Source organism: Arthrobacter sp. CAN_A6 (assembly GCF_015751715.1).
GTDB lineage: Bacteria > Actinomycetota > Actinomycetes > Actinomycetales > Micrococcaceae > Arthrobacter_D.
The window spans coordinates 61,906-76,740 of sequence record NZ_JADOUV010000003.1; the positions used below are offsets into that span (position 1 = coordinate 61,906).

12 protein-coding genes and 1 pseudogene are annotated in these 14,835 nt (G+C 67.3%); 5 read left to right on the forward strand and 8 right to left on the reverse strand.

The features are described from left to right. Positions 1 to 30: 30 nt before the first annotated feature. Genes IWX75_RS06560 through IWX75_RS06575 form a run of 4 tightly spaced genes read right to left on the reverse strand, consistent with a single transcriptional unit; the run spans position 31 to position 3,903 of the window. On the reverse strand, positions 31 to 597 hold the full coding sequence (locus IWX75_RS06560) for a dihydrofolate reductase family protein (protein WP_196821448.1): 567 nt from the start codon (positions 595 to 597) through the stop codon (positions 31 to 33). After that, positions 594 to 1,466, reverse strand: coding sequence for an alpha/beta fold hydrolase (locus IWX75_RS06565; protein ID WP_196821449.1), 873 nt, complete (start codon positions 1,464 to 1,466; stop codon positions 594 to 596). Before IWX75_RS06565 ends, IWX75_RS06560 begins: the two co-directional genes overlap by 4 nt. Next, a complete protein-coding gene (locus IWX75_RS06570; protein WP_196821450.1) occupies positions 1,463 to 2,329 on the reverse strand; it encodes an SDR family NAD(P)-dependent oxidoreductase in 867 nt (288 codons plus the stop codon). Before IWX75_RS06570 ends, IWX75_RS06565 begins: the two co-directional genes overlap by 4 nt. Next, entirely contained in the window at positions 2,326 to 3,903 is a 1,578-nt protein-coding gene (locus IWX75_RS06575) for a flavin-containing monooxygenase (protein WP_196821451.1), read from the reverse strand. Before IWX75_RS06575 ends, IWX75_RS06570 begins: the two co-directional genes overlap by 4 nt. Positions 3,904 to 3,972: 69 nt before the next feature. Here IWX75_RS06575 and IWX75_RS06580 point away from each other — a divergent pair, with 69 nt between their 5' ends. Together IWX75_RS06580 and IWX75_RS06585 are read left to right on the forward strand one after the other, a co-directional pair. Continuing rightward, on the forward strand, positions 3,973 to 5,007 hold the full coding sequence (locus IWX75_RS06580; protein WP_196821452.1) for an AraC family transcriptional regulator ligand-binding domain-containing protein: 1,035 nt from the start codon (positions 3,973 to 3,975) through the stop codon (positions 5,005 to 5,007). Positions 5,008 to 5,118: 111 nt separating this feature from the next. After that, entirely contained in the window at positions 5,119 to 5,436 is a 318-nt protein-coding gene (locus tag IWX75_RS06585; protein WP_196821453.1) for a DUF6457 domain-containing protein, read from the forward strand. 68 nt (positions 5,437 to 5,504) lie between these two features. Here IWX75_RS06585 and IWX75_RS06590 read toward each other — a convergent pair whose 3' ends face one another. After that, a complete protein-coding gene (locus tag IWX75_RS06590; RefSeq protein ID WP_334684159.1) occupies positions 5,505 to 6,875 on the reverse strand; it encodes an MFS transporter in 1,371 nt (456 codons plus the stop codon). Between the two features lie 145 nt (positions 6,876 to 7,020). After that, positions 7,021 to 9,405 (reverse strand): FdhF/YdeP family oxidoreductase, encoded by a 2,385-nt coding sequence (locus IWX75_RS06595; RefSeq protein ID WP_196821454.1) that lies wholly within the window; start codon positions 9,403 to 9,405, stop codon positions 7,021 to 7,023. A gap of 252 nt (positions 9,406 to 9,657) precedes the next feature. On the opposite strand from IWX75_RS06595, the gene IWX75_RS06600 reads away from it, so the two are divergent. Further along, complete coding sequence (locus IWX75_RS06600; protein ID WP_196821455.1) at positions 9,658 to 10,395, forward strand: glutamine amidotransferase; 738 nt, start codon at positions 9,658 to 9,660, stop codon at positions 10,393 to 10,395. 96 nt (positions 10,396 to 10,491) lie between these two features. Here the strand turns inward: IWX75_RS06600 and IWX75_RS06605 are convergent, their stop codons facing one another. Both IWX75_RS06605 and IWX75_RS06610 read right to left on the reverse strand, forming a co-directional pair. Next, complete coding sequence (locus IWX75_RS06605; RefSeq protein ID WP_196821456.1) at positions 10,492 to 13,326, reverse strand: FAD-binding and (Fe-S)-binding domain-containing protein; 2,835 nt, start codon at positions 13,324 to 13,326, stop codon at positions 10,492 to 10,494. 106 nt (positions 13,327 to 13,432) lie between these two features. Continuing rightward, positions 13,433 to 13,867, reverse strand: a pseudogene (locus tag IWX75_RS06610) (SDR family oxidoreductase); the annotation flags it as partial. A gap of 82 nt (positions 13,868 to 13,949) precedes the next feature. Between IWX75_RS06610 and IWX75_RS06615 the strand changes: the two are divergent. Further along, positions 13,950 to 14,297 carry an ArsR/SmtB family transcription factor gene (locus IWX75_RS06615; RefSeq protein ID WP_196821457.1) on the forward strand — a complete coding sequence of 116 codons (348 nt, stop codon included), beginning with the start codon at positions 13,950 to 13,952 and terminating at the stop codon, positions 14,295 to 14,297. Then, positions 14,294 to 14,776 carry an SRPBCC family protein gene (locus IWX75_RS06620; protein WP_196821458.1) on the forward strand — a complete coding sequence of 161 codons (483 nt, stop codon included), beginning with the start codon at positions 14,294 to 14,296 and terminating at the stop codon, positions 14,774 to 14,776. The genes IWX75_RS06615 and IWX75_RS06620 overlap by 4 nt, the downstream gene beginning before the upstream one ends. The last annotated feature ends 59 nt before the right edge of the window (positions 14,777 to 14,835 follow it).

The window sequence follows — 14,835 nt, forward strand, 5'->3', positions numbered from 1 at the left end:
CGGCCGACGACGGCAGGTGGCCGGCACTACCTAGGCGGCTGGTATCCGCGCGACGTCATACACCAGGTACGCGAACTGGCCCCGCTGCTCAGCCGACCGAAGGGTCAGCCGGTCCGACCCGATCCGACGGGGGAGGAGCGGCGCTCCTGAGGCCAGCGCGGCGGGAGCCACGAAGAGCTGGATCTCGTCGAGCAGTCCGGCGTCGAGGAATTGCCCTGCAAGGTCACCGCCGCCCACTACCCAGATGTCCTTCCCTGCCGCCGCAACCTGCAGGGTCGGGAAGAACTCGTGTACCGGCCCGCTCACGCAGTGGACATCCGCACCGGCCGGCACGGGGAGATTCCGGCTCGTGAAGACGAACGTCGGCCGGTCGCCGTAGTACTCCCGCCACTTCCCGGGGTTCTCGAGCAGTCGCTCTTCCCGGAGCACCCACTCGTAGGTGGTGGAGCCCTCGACCAGGACGCCGACTCCCGCCAGAAAGTCCAGGTGGTCCTGCGGATCCGGGGAGTCGACGGCGAACAGCCAGTCGAGCGAGTTCGACTCGTCGGCGATGTATCCGTCGAGGGTGGTTGCGGTGCTGAAGATCGTCCGGGTCATGAGTGAGCCTCCACGTCGCCGATGAACTCCCGCACCATGCTATCGAACTCCTCTTCGCGCTCGATCTGGGGCATGTGTCCGCACTGCGGAAAGACGGCGAACCGCGCGTGCGGAAACGCCGACCGCGCGGCGTCCAGGTGCGACGCCGGGAGGACCCGGTCCTCAGCGCCCCACACCACGAGCGTCGGCTTGTTCTGGGCGGCGACGGCAGGCAGGAGCTTGTTCCGCCAGCCTCGCCGCACTCCGCGGAACGTGCCGAGGGCGTGCGCGACGGCGAGCAGGACGTCGTCGTGCCCCGGGTTCGCTCCGACCTTCATCGCATGGCCGAGCCGCTCCTCGGTGACGAACCTGCGGTCGTAGAAGAGCGCACGCTCGGTACGGTACGCGTTGTCGCGGGACTTGTTCTTCAGCAGGCGCCTGCCCACGGGCCGGACGGACAGGACCCGCAACGCCAGGATGACCTCGCGCCCGAACCCGGCGCTGTTCGCGAGGATCAGGCTCCTCACCCGCCCCGGTGCGAGGACGCTCAGCTGCATGGCGACCGCGCCGCCCAGCGAATTGCCGACCAGATGCACCGGGCGGCGTTCCCCGAGGACATCGAGGGCCGCGAGGATGAACCGGGCCAGCGACTCCAGTGTGTACTTCTCCGCGATCCGCTCGGACAGGCCGAAGCCCGGCAGGTCGATGCTGAGCACACGATGATCCGGGGCAAGGCGGCCGTAGAGCCCTTCCCAGTCCTCGAGGCTGCGCCCGATGCCATGAAGGAGCAGCACAGGGGGGCTGGAGCGGTCACCGGTGTCCCGACACCGGACGCGGACCCCGGCGACCGTCAGCAGGGTGTCCGTCGAGCGATCGGCTCCAGAGCTCACCGGAACCTTCCCTTGCTCTTTCGCCCGTTCGACAGGGCTGCCGCCTTGATTGCCCAGCGCTCGAAAGTGCCGAAGGAACCGGGAGCGATCCGGGCGATGATGTCGGGAATCCTGGCGCTCGCCCCGATCAGCAGGCGATGCCTGCGGTGTCGGACGGCGTCGAGAATGAGTTCGGCGGCCCTGTCCGCGGGAAACGTCAGAAGGCGGTTGAATTCCTGCTTCGACTTCTCCTGCTCGGTTGTGGAAAGTCCGCCTGCAACCCGTGCGTTCAGGGCGATTCCCGTCTTCACGCCTCCCGGATGAACGCTCGTGACCCCGATGCCCCGAGGGCCCAGTTCGTTGCGCAGTGCCTCGGTGAATCCGCGGATCGCGAACTTGCTCGAGGAGTACGCCGTCTGGCCCCTGGGTGCCACGAGTCCGAAGAGGCTCGATACGTTGACCAGGTGCCCGCCCGGACCGATGCGGGGGAGCAGGTAGTGCGTCAGAAGGACGGGCGCGCGGAAATTGACGTTCAGAACCCAGTCGAAATCGTCGAGCGCGATCTCCTCGAACCGCCCCGCCAATGCCACTCCGGCGTTGTTGATGAGCAGGGAGATGGACGGCGTCGTTTCGAGGATCTCCTCGGCGAGGGCGACGACGGCGGCGCCGTCCGACAGGTCCACGACGTGCGTCCCGACGGTCTGCGAAGGGAACGCCGATCGGATGGAGGCCGCGACGGCGTCAAGCCTGCCGCCGTCACGGTCGACCAGGACGAGGGCGCAGCCGCGCTCGGCGAGCCCGCGCGCGAGGTGCTCGCCCATGCCTCCGGCGGCACCCGTGACCACTGCCGTGCCGCCCGTGAAGGTGAAAGGGGGAAGGCTCATGGGACAAACTCCTGAAGGTCGGGGCGGTCGGGTTCGAGCTCGGTGGAATCGGGCACGCCGGCAGGAGTGCTTACCGGTGCCGTTGCCGCTGCCGCTGCGGGCGCCCCCGCCGGTGCATCGAAGGCCATGTCCGTGGCCAGGTTGCTGAACAGGGCGGACGGCGCGTCCAGCAGATAATTGTGCCGCATCACCCACGGCTGGCGTTTCCCCTGTTGGGGGAAGGCACCGGACCCCCGCTGCACATAGCCGGAAGTGAAATCGAGGATCGGCCGTCGCGTCATGCCGTCCCGGGCCACGGGCGTCGCCGAGCGGTAGCCGTGCCTGTCCAGATAGTTGAGCAGCCGGCAGACGTAGCGGGAGCTGAGGTCCGCCCGCAGGGTCCAGGACGCATTGCTGTAGCCGAAGCACAGCGCGAGGTTGGGGACTCCGCTGATCATCAGACCGCGGTATACCCAGGTGTCCCCGAGGTCCACTCCCTTTCCATCAACGGTGAAGGTCGCGCCGCCGAGCGGCAGCATCGACAGCCCGGTGGCAGTGACCACGACGTCGGCGTCGAGCTCCCGGCCCGAGGACAGGCGGATGCCTCGCGGCGTGAACGTCTCGATGGTGTCGGTCACCACTGACGCTTTCTCCGTTTTCAGGGTGCGAAAGAAGTCGGCGCTCGGGGCGATGCACAGCCGCTGGTCCCAGGGGTTGTACCGGGGGACGAAGTTGTCCTCCACCACCTGATCGTTCCCGAGGATGTCCGTCACCTGCTTGCGGAGGAATTTCTTCGCGAGCTCCGGCCGACGCCTGCACAGCTGGTAGAAAGCCTGCGTGACCAGGACGTTCTTCGCCCGTGCAAGGCGGTGTGCGGCCCCAGCGGGAAGGTACCTGCGCGCAATGTCCGCGAATCTGTCACGGCCCGGTACGGCAAGGATGTAGGAGGGGGAGCGCTGCAGCATGGTGACAGAGGCGGCGTCGCGGGCCATGGAAGGCACGAGCGTGATGGCAGTGGCACCGCTGCCGATCACCACCACCCGCTTCCCCGTGTAGTCGAGGTCCTCCGGCCAGAACTGGGGCCGGACCACTTCGCCCCGGAAGTCCCCGATGCCGGGGAAGGACGGCTCATGACCGCGGGCGTAGTCGTAGTAGCCGGTGCACGAGTAGAGAAATCCGCAGGTCATCGATCTGCGCTCTACATCGCCGTCCTCGCTTGTCACATCCAGTTCGAGGAGCCAGTGGGCTTCCGCCGAGGACCACGCCGCGCTGACCAGTCTGGTGCTGAGGCGGATGCTGTCCCGGACGCCAGTGTCGGCGGCCGTTTCGTGGATATAACTGAGGATGGAGGCGCCGTCGGCAATGGACTTGGCGCCGGCCCAGGGACGGAACGGGTAACCCAGGGTGAACATGTCGGAGTCGGACCGTATGCCGGGGTAGCGGAAGAGATCCCAGGTTCCGCCGATCGACGCCCGGGCTTCGATCACCGCGAAGGTCTTGCCGGGGCACTCCGTTTTCAGGCGGTAGGCCGCTCCGACACCGGAGAGGCCGGCGCCCACGATGACGACGTCGAGGTGTTCAAGATGTTGGGGCATCCTCCGATTATTTCCCAGACGCGCGTCGAGTGCTTGACTCCGGGTGACAGGTATTTACCCTTGGACGACATGAGGTCATTTATCCGGTCCGCTGGAATCCGGGGATTCCGCTCCGTCGTCGAGGCGCACCAGGGCGACGCCGCGCTGCTCGCGGAGCGCTACGGCGTGGGCATCGACGCGCTGGATTCCGACGACGTACTGGTATCCGACGTCGCCATGGGCCGGTTGCTCGAGGGTGCGGCCCGTGAACTCCCCTGTCCCGACCTCGGACTGCAGATGGCACTGCATCAGGACATCGGCATCCTCGGTCCGCTGGCCATCGCGGTGCAGAACGCGCCGACGGTGGGCGGCGCCCTGGAGTGCGCGTCGCAGTTCCTGTTCGTGCACAGCCCGGTGCTCAGCTTCAGCATCGTCGCGGATCCCGAGGGTAGGCACGGTGAGGTGGGGCTGCGCTACGGATCGGCCGATGGCGGTGTTCCGCCTCGGCAGGGATCGGATGTGGGTCTCGCCTTCGTCCACCGGATGCTGCGGTTCCTGGTGGGCGGGCCGTACGGTCTGCACTCGGTGCATCTGCCGCACCGGCCGCTGGCCACGGCGTCGCGGTATACCGCCTTCTTCGGTGCCGAAGCGCGGTTCCAGCAGGAGTCGGCACTGCTCCGGGTTCCACGCAGCCTCCTCGCCCGCCCCCTGACAGGCGTTGACGAGACGCTCCGCGAGATCGCCCTGACGTATCTCCAGGCCCGATTCCCGGAGCCGGGACGCACCCTTGCGCCGCAGGTCCGGGTCGCGATCGACCGATCGCTCGGTTCCACTCCGTCGCGGATCGAGTCCACGGGTCGTCTGCTGGGAATGCACCCCCGGACGGTCCAGCGGAAGCTGGCTGCTGAAGGGACATCGTTCGCGATCCTGCTCGACGACGCCCGGCGCGAGTCGGCGCTGCGGCTCATCACCCGGACCGATCTTCCCTTCGTGCAGATTGCCGCGCTCGTGGGGTTGTCCGAACAGTCGGCACTGACCCGATGCGCGCGGCGGTGGTTCGGGGCGACACCGCGCACGGTCCGGGCGCAGGGCATCGCTGCCGATCCGGAAGCGGGAGCGCCCTGAGCCGGGGCGGCCGGGGCGGACCCGGCGGGGGCTCGAGCGGAATTCCATTGTGCACCACGCCCGCTGATGCTATTCCTTGAAGGAGAACCCAGTGCCAACGGAGGAGAAGCAATGACCGTCAATATCGATGCCGAGGAACACGAGCTCAGCGAATGGAGCCGGAAGCTCACCCAGGCACTGCAGATCCTGGATCTCGAGGTGGACCACGAGAAGATCGTCGAGGTCGTCGAGCGGTCGCGGTCCGTATCGCCGAACGCCGGCGCCATCAGCGCATTCCTCGTCGGTTATGCCGCCGGTTCATCTCCCACCAGGGGCCGCCGGGGATCGGACGCGGCCGTCCAGAAAGCATCGGCCACGGTCCTCGAAATCGCGACACGGAATCCGGGTGACGGACAGGAGCAGGCGGGCTGGACCGGCTCCGCCCAGTAGCGGGTTCGCCGATCGGCGGGAGCCCCTGTGCAGCACCGGATCCCGGCCCGCCAGGGGCCGGGTGCCTGTCAGCGGAACCGCAGCGCAGTCCAGGCGAGCACGGTAACCACCAGGACCATGGCGCAGAGTCCCAGTCCCGCATAGCCCACGAGGATGAGGACCGGCCCTGCCAGTGCACCGCCCAGGGCGCCGGCGGAATTCATGAGGAGGTCCGATGAGCCCTGTACCGCGGCACGCTCGTCGAGGGGGACCGAGTCGGCGAGGAGGGTGGAACCTGCCACCACCGAAGCCGACCAGCCCAGCCCCAGCAGGATCAGGCCGGCGGTCACGGCAGCCTGCGACTCCGCCCCGATCCAGGCGAGGAACAGTGCTCCGAGCAGCAGGACCTGACCCAGGACGATCGTCCGGATGCGGCCTGCACGGTCGGAGAGCCAGCCGAAGAGGGGCGACAGGCCGTACATTCCCGCCACGTGGAGGCTGATGGTCAGGCCGACGATTCCCAGGGTCGCGCCGTGGTCGTGAAGGTGGACGGGCGTCATGGACATCAGCGCGACCATGGTGGAGTGACTGATTGCAACGCTGGCCACGGCATACCGGGCCGTCGGGTTACGTCGAAGGACCACAAGCCCACGCGGGCCGTGCTGCTTCGCACCTGCAGCGCGGCCGCGGGAGGCAGCGGGGTTGGGGCTCCCGTCCCCGGCTGGGGTGTCGGCCTCCAATTCCGACACGCCGGCGCCGGCACTTCCGCTGCCGCCCGGAATTCCGGTACCCGCGGTAGATGCAGCAACCACGCCCGCGTGCGTCGAGCTTCGCCCGAGCGCAGTGAGCAGCGGGTCGGGGCGAAGACCCACCGCGTAGACGATCGCCGCTCCCGCCTGCGCGGCGATGGAGAACAGGAAGCCGCCGCTGAGGGCGGGCAAACCGAGGACGGCGGCGACAGCCTGGCCCGGTTCGAAGAGGTTGGGGCCGAGGACCGCACCCACGGTCGTGGACCACACGACGATCGAGAGGTCCCGGCCCCGAGTGCCGGAGGCGGCGAGGTCGGTTGCGGCGAAGCGTGCCTGGAGGCTTGTGGCTCCACCGGCGCCGAGCAGCGCCAGGGACAGGAGAAGCAGCCAGAAAAGGGACAGCGACGCCGCCACGACCGCGAGTATCGCTCCTCCACCGGCAATGGTCGCGCCCGTGGCCAGCGAAACCCGCCGTCCACGATTGCGGGCGAGGGTTGCAAGCGGGACCGCCGCGGTCGCTGCACCAAGGGTGCTCATCGTGGCGGCCATGCCGGACCATGCGCTCGAACCGGACGTCTCGGCGGCGAGCAGGGCACCCAGGGAAAGCGTTGCGCCCATGCCGATCCCACCGAGGATCTGGGCGAACACCAGGACGGAAAGAACCTTGCGCTGCACGGGATCACTCGGCGTATCGGCCCTGCGTCCGTTCACCCTCGTGCCTGCCTTGCCTCGACTGCCGGAGCCTGCCGCTCAGGCGGGCAGGTTCCAGCAGTCTATAAGCCGGGAACCGCTCGACGTCGAGATCCACCGTGCCGAACTGCCGAAGCCCGTCCATTCCCTCGACAGGCCACTTCCCTCAGACGCCGACCGTCTCCGTCCGGGGTCCGGGAGCTTCCGAAGGTTTCCGGGCGAGGAAGGTGAAGTCCTCCTTGTCCGTGGAGGTGTCGACCGCCGGCGTGAGGCGCACGATGATCTGCTTCGACACCGGCGTGTTGCTGCCGTCGGCCACATGCTCGAGGGGCACCAGGACATTGGCCTCGGGATAGTAGGCAGCAGCACAGCCGCGCGGGGTGGGATATGACACCACGCGGATCTTGCTCCACACCCGGTCCACGCCGTCCTCGTAGATGCCGTGCAGGTCCACGTTCTGGCCGTCCTCGAGGCCCAGTTCGACGATGTCCTCGGGATTGACCATCACCACGTGGCGGCCCTTCTTGATGCCGCGGTAGCGGTCGTTGTGGCCGTAGATGGTGGTGTTCCACTGGTCATGGGAGCGGAGGGTCTGGAGGATCAGCGTCCCTTCCGGCCGTTCGAGGGACTCGAGGGCGTTCACGGTGAGCACGGCCTTGCCCGTGGGCGTGTTGAAGGTCCGTGAGTCCCTCGGACCGTTGGCGAGCACGAAGCCGCCTTCCTGCCGGATCCTCGTGTTGTAGTCCTCACACCCTTCGACCACACGGGAGATGTGGTTGCGGATGAGGTCGTAGTCCTTCTCGAAGCCGGCCCAGTCGGCGTCGAGCTTGTCGCCGAGAGTAGCCAGCGCGAGCCGACTGACGATGGCCGGCTCCGAAAGCAGTGTGGGGGCTACGGGCTCCACGCTGCCCCACGAGGGGTGGACGGCGCAGACGGTGTCCTCGACGGAGACGAACTGTTCGCCGGTCTCCTGGATGTCGATCTCGGTGCGGCCCTTGCAGGGCAGGATCAGCGCTTCCTTGCCCGTGATGAGGTGGGACCGGTTGAGTTTGATGGAAATCTGGGCCGACATCTCGAGGTTCTCCATGGCGGCCGAGGCCATGGTGGTGTCCGATACCGCCGAGACCAGGTTGCCGCCGAGGGCCACCAGCACCTTGATGTCGCCGTCGCGCATCCGCAGGATCGATTCGACGACGTCGGCTCCGTGCTTCCGCGGCGGTGAGAAGCTGAACTCCTTGCCCAGGGCGTCCATGAACGTGGGGGGCATCTGCTCCCAGATGCCCATGGTGCGGTCGCCCTGGACGTTGCTGTGGCCGCGGATGGGGGAGGCCCCCGCGCCCGGTTTGCCGATGTTGCCGCGGAGGAGGAGCAGGTTGATCATCTCCTTGATGGTCTCAACGCCCTTCTTCTGCTGCGTGATGCCCATGGCCCAGGTGATGATGACCCGTTCTGCAGCGAGGTACCGTGCGGCGAGCTCGTCGATCTCCTCGGCGCGGAGGCCGGTTGCCTCGAGGACCTCCTGTTCGTCCAAATGGGACAGGTGCTCCTTGAGGTCCTCGAGTCCTTCGCAGTGCTTGTCGAGGAAATCGTGATCGAGGACGGTGCCCGGGTTCTTCGCCTCGGCTTCGAGGACGCGCTTGGAGACGGCCTGCAGCAGGGCCATGTCGCCGCCGAGCCGGATCTGGAGGAACTGGTCCGCGATCTCGGTGCCGTGGCCGATGATGCCCTTCACCTTCTGCGGATTTTTGTAACGCTTGAGACCGGCTTCGGGCAGTGGATTGACGGCGACGATATGACCGCCGGTCTCCTTGCATTCCTCGAGGGCGGTGAGCATGCGGGGATGGTTGGTGCCAGGGTTCTGGCCCATGATGATGATCAGGTCGGCGCGTTCGTAGTCGTCATACGTGACGGTCGCCTTGCCGATGCCGATGGTCTGGCCCATGCCCCAGCCCGAGGATTCGTGACACATGTTCGAGCAGTCCGGGAGGTTGTTGGTGCCGAAACCGCGGGCGAACAGCTGGTAGAGGAATGCGGCCTCGTTGGAGGTGCGGCCGCTCGTGTAGAAGGCGGCTTCGTCGGCGGTATCGAGGCTCTTGAGCTTGTTCCCCAGGATGGAGAACGCCTCGTCCCAGCTGACGGGCCGGTAGTGGTCCTCGCCTGCCGGTTTGTAGACGGGTTCGGTCAACCTGCCCTGCATGCCGAGCCAGTATTCGGTGCGCTCCTTCAGTTCGGTGATGGAGTGCTCAGCCCAGAATTCCGATGAGATGACTACCGGGGTGGCTTCCCAGGTGACGGCCTTCGCACCGTTCTCGCAGAATTCGAAGGCCTTCCGCTTGTCGGGATCCGGCCAGGCGCAGCTGGGGCAGTCGAAGCCGTGCTTCTGGTTCATCGCGAGCACGGTCTTCCGCGTGCGGTCGATGCCCATGTGCTCGATGGCGGGCTTCATCGAGTAATAGACGCCCGGCAGCCCTGCCGCCCAGTCCTTGGGTTCGTCCTCGACCTGAATGTCTTTCTCGTCGGGTTCCTTGACAGAAGGGTTTTCCTTGGCCATGGCGCACTTCCTTTTCCGCGCCAGCAGCGAAAGCTGGTGGCGCCCGCTTGAAACAACTTCGCCTCGTAACTCAGGACTAACAGGACGGCGCCGGTGTCCGCAAGGTTTATTCGGTGAACGGCGCCGATTATCACGATGGCGGCACCAGCGCACCTCCCGCTGATTAAGCACTTGCGGCGGCTTTGCCGGGCGTAAGGCAGCCATAGGTGCTTAATCAGCGGGGGGCGTGTTTCGACCAGTAGCATCGGACGGGTGAAACCGTTCCTCCTGCTTGCAACGCGCGCCGAAGACGCCGCAGCCGATGCCGAGTACTCGAGCTTCCTCCGATTCGGCGGGCTCGAGCCGCACTCGCTGCATCGCGTCCGTGCCGAGGCGGGTCCGCTGCCGGCAATCGACCTGAACAGGTACTCCGGCATTTTCCTCGGCGGCAGTCCGTTCAATTCCTCCGATCCCGAGGCGGAGAAGTCGGACAACCAGCGCCGGGTGGAGGGCGAGCTGAACGAGCTCCTCCACCGCGTGGTGGCGATGGATTTCCCGTTCTTCGGGGCCTGCTACGGCGTAGGGACCCTCGGTCGTCACCAGGGTGCGGTGATCGACCGCACCTATGCCGAACCCATCGGCGCCATCCGGATCTCCCTGACCAGCGACGGCGCCGCCGATCCGCTGCTCGCCGGGCTGTCTTCGGAGTTCGACGCATTCGTCGGTCACAAGGAAGCCTGCACCACGCTTCCCGCGGGGGCGGTGCTGTTGGCGTCGTCGGACACCTGCCCGGTCCAGATGTTCCGGGTGAAGCAGAACCTCTACGCGACGCAGTTCCACCCGGAGCTCGATGTGGAAGCGCTGGTGGGACGGATCGACATCTACCGCAACGCCGGTTATTTCCCGCCCGAGCAGGCCGACGCCTACATGGAACGGACACGGGCCAGTCGTGTCGACCAGCCCTCGCGGATCCTCGGCAACTTCGTGGAGCGGTACGCGCGGGACAGCTAGCGCGGACAGCTAGCGCGGCAGCTGCGCGGCAGCTGCGCGGCAGCTGCGGAGTGCCGGGAACGTCAGCCCCGCGGCAGCTGCGCCGTGGCGGGAACGTCAGCCCCGCGTCTGCTCCTCCAGCAATTCGAGGACGTGACGGTACTGCTCTCCTGTGGCCCGCGTCATCCCGAGCTCGCAGGTTCGATTGCAGGACGCATGGGCGGCTGCGTTCATCGCGGAAACGTCCGCGGACTGCCGTTGTGTGGCCGAGGCCGTGAGCTCGGGGTGCAGCATCCCGCGGTCGCCCGCGAACGCACAGCAGCCCCAGTTCTCAGGGACGCTCACCCGCTCCGCGACCGCTTCGGCCACTGCCGCAAGGGCCGGGTTCAGGCCGAGGCGCGTGGACGAGCATGTCGGATGCAGGGCCAGGGACGCGAGTCTGGTGTGCCCGCCCAGCACCGGGAGGATCCGCTCGGCAGTGAAGTACACGACGTCGACCACCCTCAGCGGCTGCCGTCCCGGTTCCGGAGGTTCAGCGTCGATCGTGGCGAGGAGCCCCTCGGTGCAGGAGGACGCGTCGCACACGATCGGATGTTCGCCGTCGTTGGTTGCTTCCCGCAGTGCCGCGAGCGTACGGGTGCGCATCGACTCGAGCCCCGCAACCAGTCCCTTGGAGGACCAGGGCGTGCCGCAGCACAACCCGTCGATGTCCTTCGGCACCAGGAGGGTGAGCCCTGCCCGGCTGCAGAGTTCCTCGAAGCTTGCCTGCACGCCCTTACCGGAGCCGGCGGGCCCGGAGGCCGGTCCGAACATCGTCTGCACGCACGCCGGGAAATACACTGCGTCGGCGAGGGGAGTAGTCCCAGCCGGCGTCGAGAGTGGTGCCGGGCGGTTCCTGGACGGGCCTCCTGACGGAAGCTCCGGCGAGTGCAGCGGTACGGTCTCGGCTCCGAGCAGGGCCCGGGCCACCCGGTTCGGGCCGCTGACGACGCCGGTCGGCAGCTTCGCGGTCAGGGTCAGGGTGGCTCCCGCCCCCTTCGTTGCCGTAGCCCAGTGCTCGGAGGCGGCCTTCCAGACGGTGTTCGCTACTGGTCCTGTGCCTTCCCGGCGGAGGCGCTTCACGAGGGAGCCGGTATTGATGTCGACGGGGCAGGCGGTCTGGCACATGCCGTCGACGGCGCAGGTCTGCACCGATTCGTAGTCGTAGTCCTTTTCGAGCTCAGCGAGGAGGGCGGTGTCGCCGTCGAGCCGTGCCTGCTCCATGGCCCGCAGGGTGACGATTCGCTGGCGCGGCGTCAGGGTGATGTCCTTGCTCGGGCATACCGGCTCGCAGTATCCGCAGGACACGCAGCGGTCCACCTCCTCGGCGACGGCGGGCGCCGTCTTGATGTGCCGGAGGTGGGCGAGTGGGTCGTCGTTGAGGATGACCCCGGGATTGAGCATGCCTGCGGGGTCGAAGAGCAGTTTGAGTTCGCGCATGACCTCGTAGAGTTCGTCCCCGTACTGGCGGCGAACGAAGGGTGCCATCACGCGCCCGGTGCCGTGTTCCGCCTTGAGGGAGCCGCCCTCCCCGAGCACCAGATCCACCAGATCCTCGGTGGACGCGCTGTATCGCCCGAGTTCCGCCTCCGAGAGGAAGCGGTCCGTCAGCAGGAAGTGGAGGTTGCCGTCCTTGGCGTGGCCGAAGATGACGCTGTTCCGGTACGCGTATTCCTCGAAGAGCCGGTTGAGCTCGACGCAGGTGCGGGCGAGGGCGGGGACCGGCACGACCACATCCTCGAGGAGCGCCGTCGTCCCCGGCGGTCGGGCTCCTGCCACCGACGCGTAGAGGCCCTTCCGCAGGTGCCAGAGCTGTGCCCGTTCGGCCGTGTCGGTGGTGAAGGCTGCGGGGGAATCCAGTCCGAGGTCGGCCAGCGCGGTGGTACCGGCGGCCTGCCGCTCCAGCAGCTCGCCGGCTGTATCGGCCGAATATTCGACGAGGAGCGCCGCGTGGTCACGGATGCGCAGATCCCGGACGACGCCGGGTGTTCCGGGCAGCGACTGGCCCACCTTCAGCGACAGCGCGTCCATGAGCTCCGCTGTGGCCGCCTCGGTCGCCACCAGTGCCGGCAGCGCCAAGTTGGCTGCCTGGAGGGTCGGGAAGACGAGCAGTCCGGTTGCCGTATGGGGATGCACCGGGACGGTGCGGAAGACGGCCTCGGCAACGAAGCCGAGGGTCCCTTCGCTGCCGACCGCCAGGTGCGCGAGGATGTCCACCGGGTGAATGAAATCCAGCAGCGCATTGAGCCCGTAACCCATGGTGTTCTTCCGTGCGAACAGTCGCGTGATGGTTCCCACCGACGCCGGATCCGCCCGGACACGCGCGGCCAGGCGGACCAGGCCCTCATGCAGGGCGGGCTCGAGCGCACGCAGGCGTTCGTCGGCGTCATCCGCGCCGGTATCCACGATGGTTCCGCTCGGCAGCACCAGCGTGAGCGATTCGAGCGTGCGGTAGGCGTTGTCCACGGTTCCGCAGTGCATGCCCGAGGAGTTGTTGGCCACCACTCCGCCAACGGTGCAGGCCGACTCGCTGGCGGGATCGGGTCCGAATTTCCGTCCGTACCGCGCCAGCCGGGTATTGAGCATCCGCACCGTGACCCCTGGCTGTACCCGGACGCGGGCTCCGCCGTCGAGCACCTCGATGTCCCGGAAGTGCTTGCGCACGTCGACCAGGATGCCGTTGGTTCCCGCCTGTCCGCTGAGGCTGGTTCCACCGGAGCGCAACGTGAGGGGCACGCCATGGCTCGCGCTGACCTGCAGCAGCCGGCCTACCTCGGAGGCGTTGCGGGGAGTGGCCACAGCCCGGGGGATCAGCAGGAAGTGCGAGGCATCATGGGCATTGGCATGGCGGTCGATGGCGCGGACGCTGATCCGCGCCGGATCGTCGACGGCGGCGCGCAGCGCACTGAGCATGATGCGTCCTCTCCGGTGGGTCCAAGGCCACTCAACCATGCGCCCGGCGGAAAAGCAGCCCGCCGGGCGCATTTCCCGGGTTGGCGGACATACAGGCTCGGCGGGCCTAAAGGATGGGCCGCCCGCCGGTGACGGCGATGCGCGCCCCCGAGATGTAACTGCCGTCGTCCGAGGCGAGCAGGACGTACGTGGGCGCGAGTTCGGCGGGCTGGCCGGCCCTGCCCAGGGGGACGTCGTCACCGAAGGATTCCACCTTCTCCTCGGGCATGGTGGCCGGTATGAGGGGCGTCCAGATGGGACCCGGAGCAACGCTGTTCACCCGGATCCCCTTCTCGCCGAGCAGCTGCGCGAGGCTTGCCGAGAAATTGGCGATCGCGGCCTTGGTCGCAGCGTAGGGAGCGAGCGTGGGACTCGGCATGTCGGAGTTCACCTTGAACGTGTAATCCCACTCCTCGTCCGAGATCGCCTCCAGGGACTCGTGGTTCAACTGCTAGGCGGCATTGCTCACCAGGACGTCGACCTTGCCGAAGACCTGCACTGAGCCAGGAGCCTCTTGACCAGGTTGGCGGTCAGTTCTAAAATAAAATAATCAACCGATAGGTTTATCAAACGAAGGGTTGAATATGGCGGTATCGGAGTGGTCGGAAGACCAACTCAATGCCGCCTTCGCTGCGCTCGCCGACCCCGTCCGGAGAGCGCTGATCGCCCGGCTGTCCCGCAGCCCCGCGACGGTGAACGAGCTCGCCGAGCCCTTTCCCATCACCAAGCAGGCCGTGTCGAAACACATCCAGGTACTGGAGCAAGCAGGCTTGATCACGCGTACCCGGAACGGCCAGCGCCGTCCGTGCCACCTCGACCCGGCGGCGCTCGAGGCAGTGACCGGCTGGATCGACAAGCAGCGCCTGATCGCCGAGCAGCGATTCCGACGACTCGACGCCGTGCTCGAAATTCTCAAGGAGAAGGAACCATGAGCAATCCCACCACCATTACGTCCCGACCAGGCCTGCCGTTCATCGATATGGTCCGCGAGTACGATGCTCCGCGGGAGTTGGTCTTCCGCGCCTACACCGACCCGGAACTCGTGGTGCAGTGGCTCGGGCCGCGGCGCCTGGTCATGGAGCTGGGGGACTACGACGCGCGCGACGGCGGTTCGTGGTCCTATATCCACCGCGACGACGACGGCACGCCCTACGCCTTCCGCGGTGTCTTCCACTCGGTGCAGGAGCCGGAATCCATCATCCAGACCTTCGAGTTCGCGGGAGCGCCCGGGCAGGTCAGCATCGAGACCATGAACTTCGAGGACCTGGGCGATGGTCGCACGCGCTGTTCAGCCCATGCCGTCTACCCCTCGGTCGAGGCTCGCGACGGCATGGCGGCGAGCGGAATGGAGTCCGGGGTGAACGAGGGAAATGAGAGGCTCGACGAATTGCTCGCGGGACTCATCGGTTAGGACCGCGGCAGCGGTTCATCGGCCGGAACCCGTCGGCAGGCGAAGGCGGAGGGAGCGGG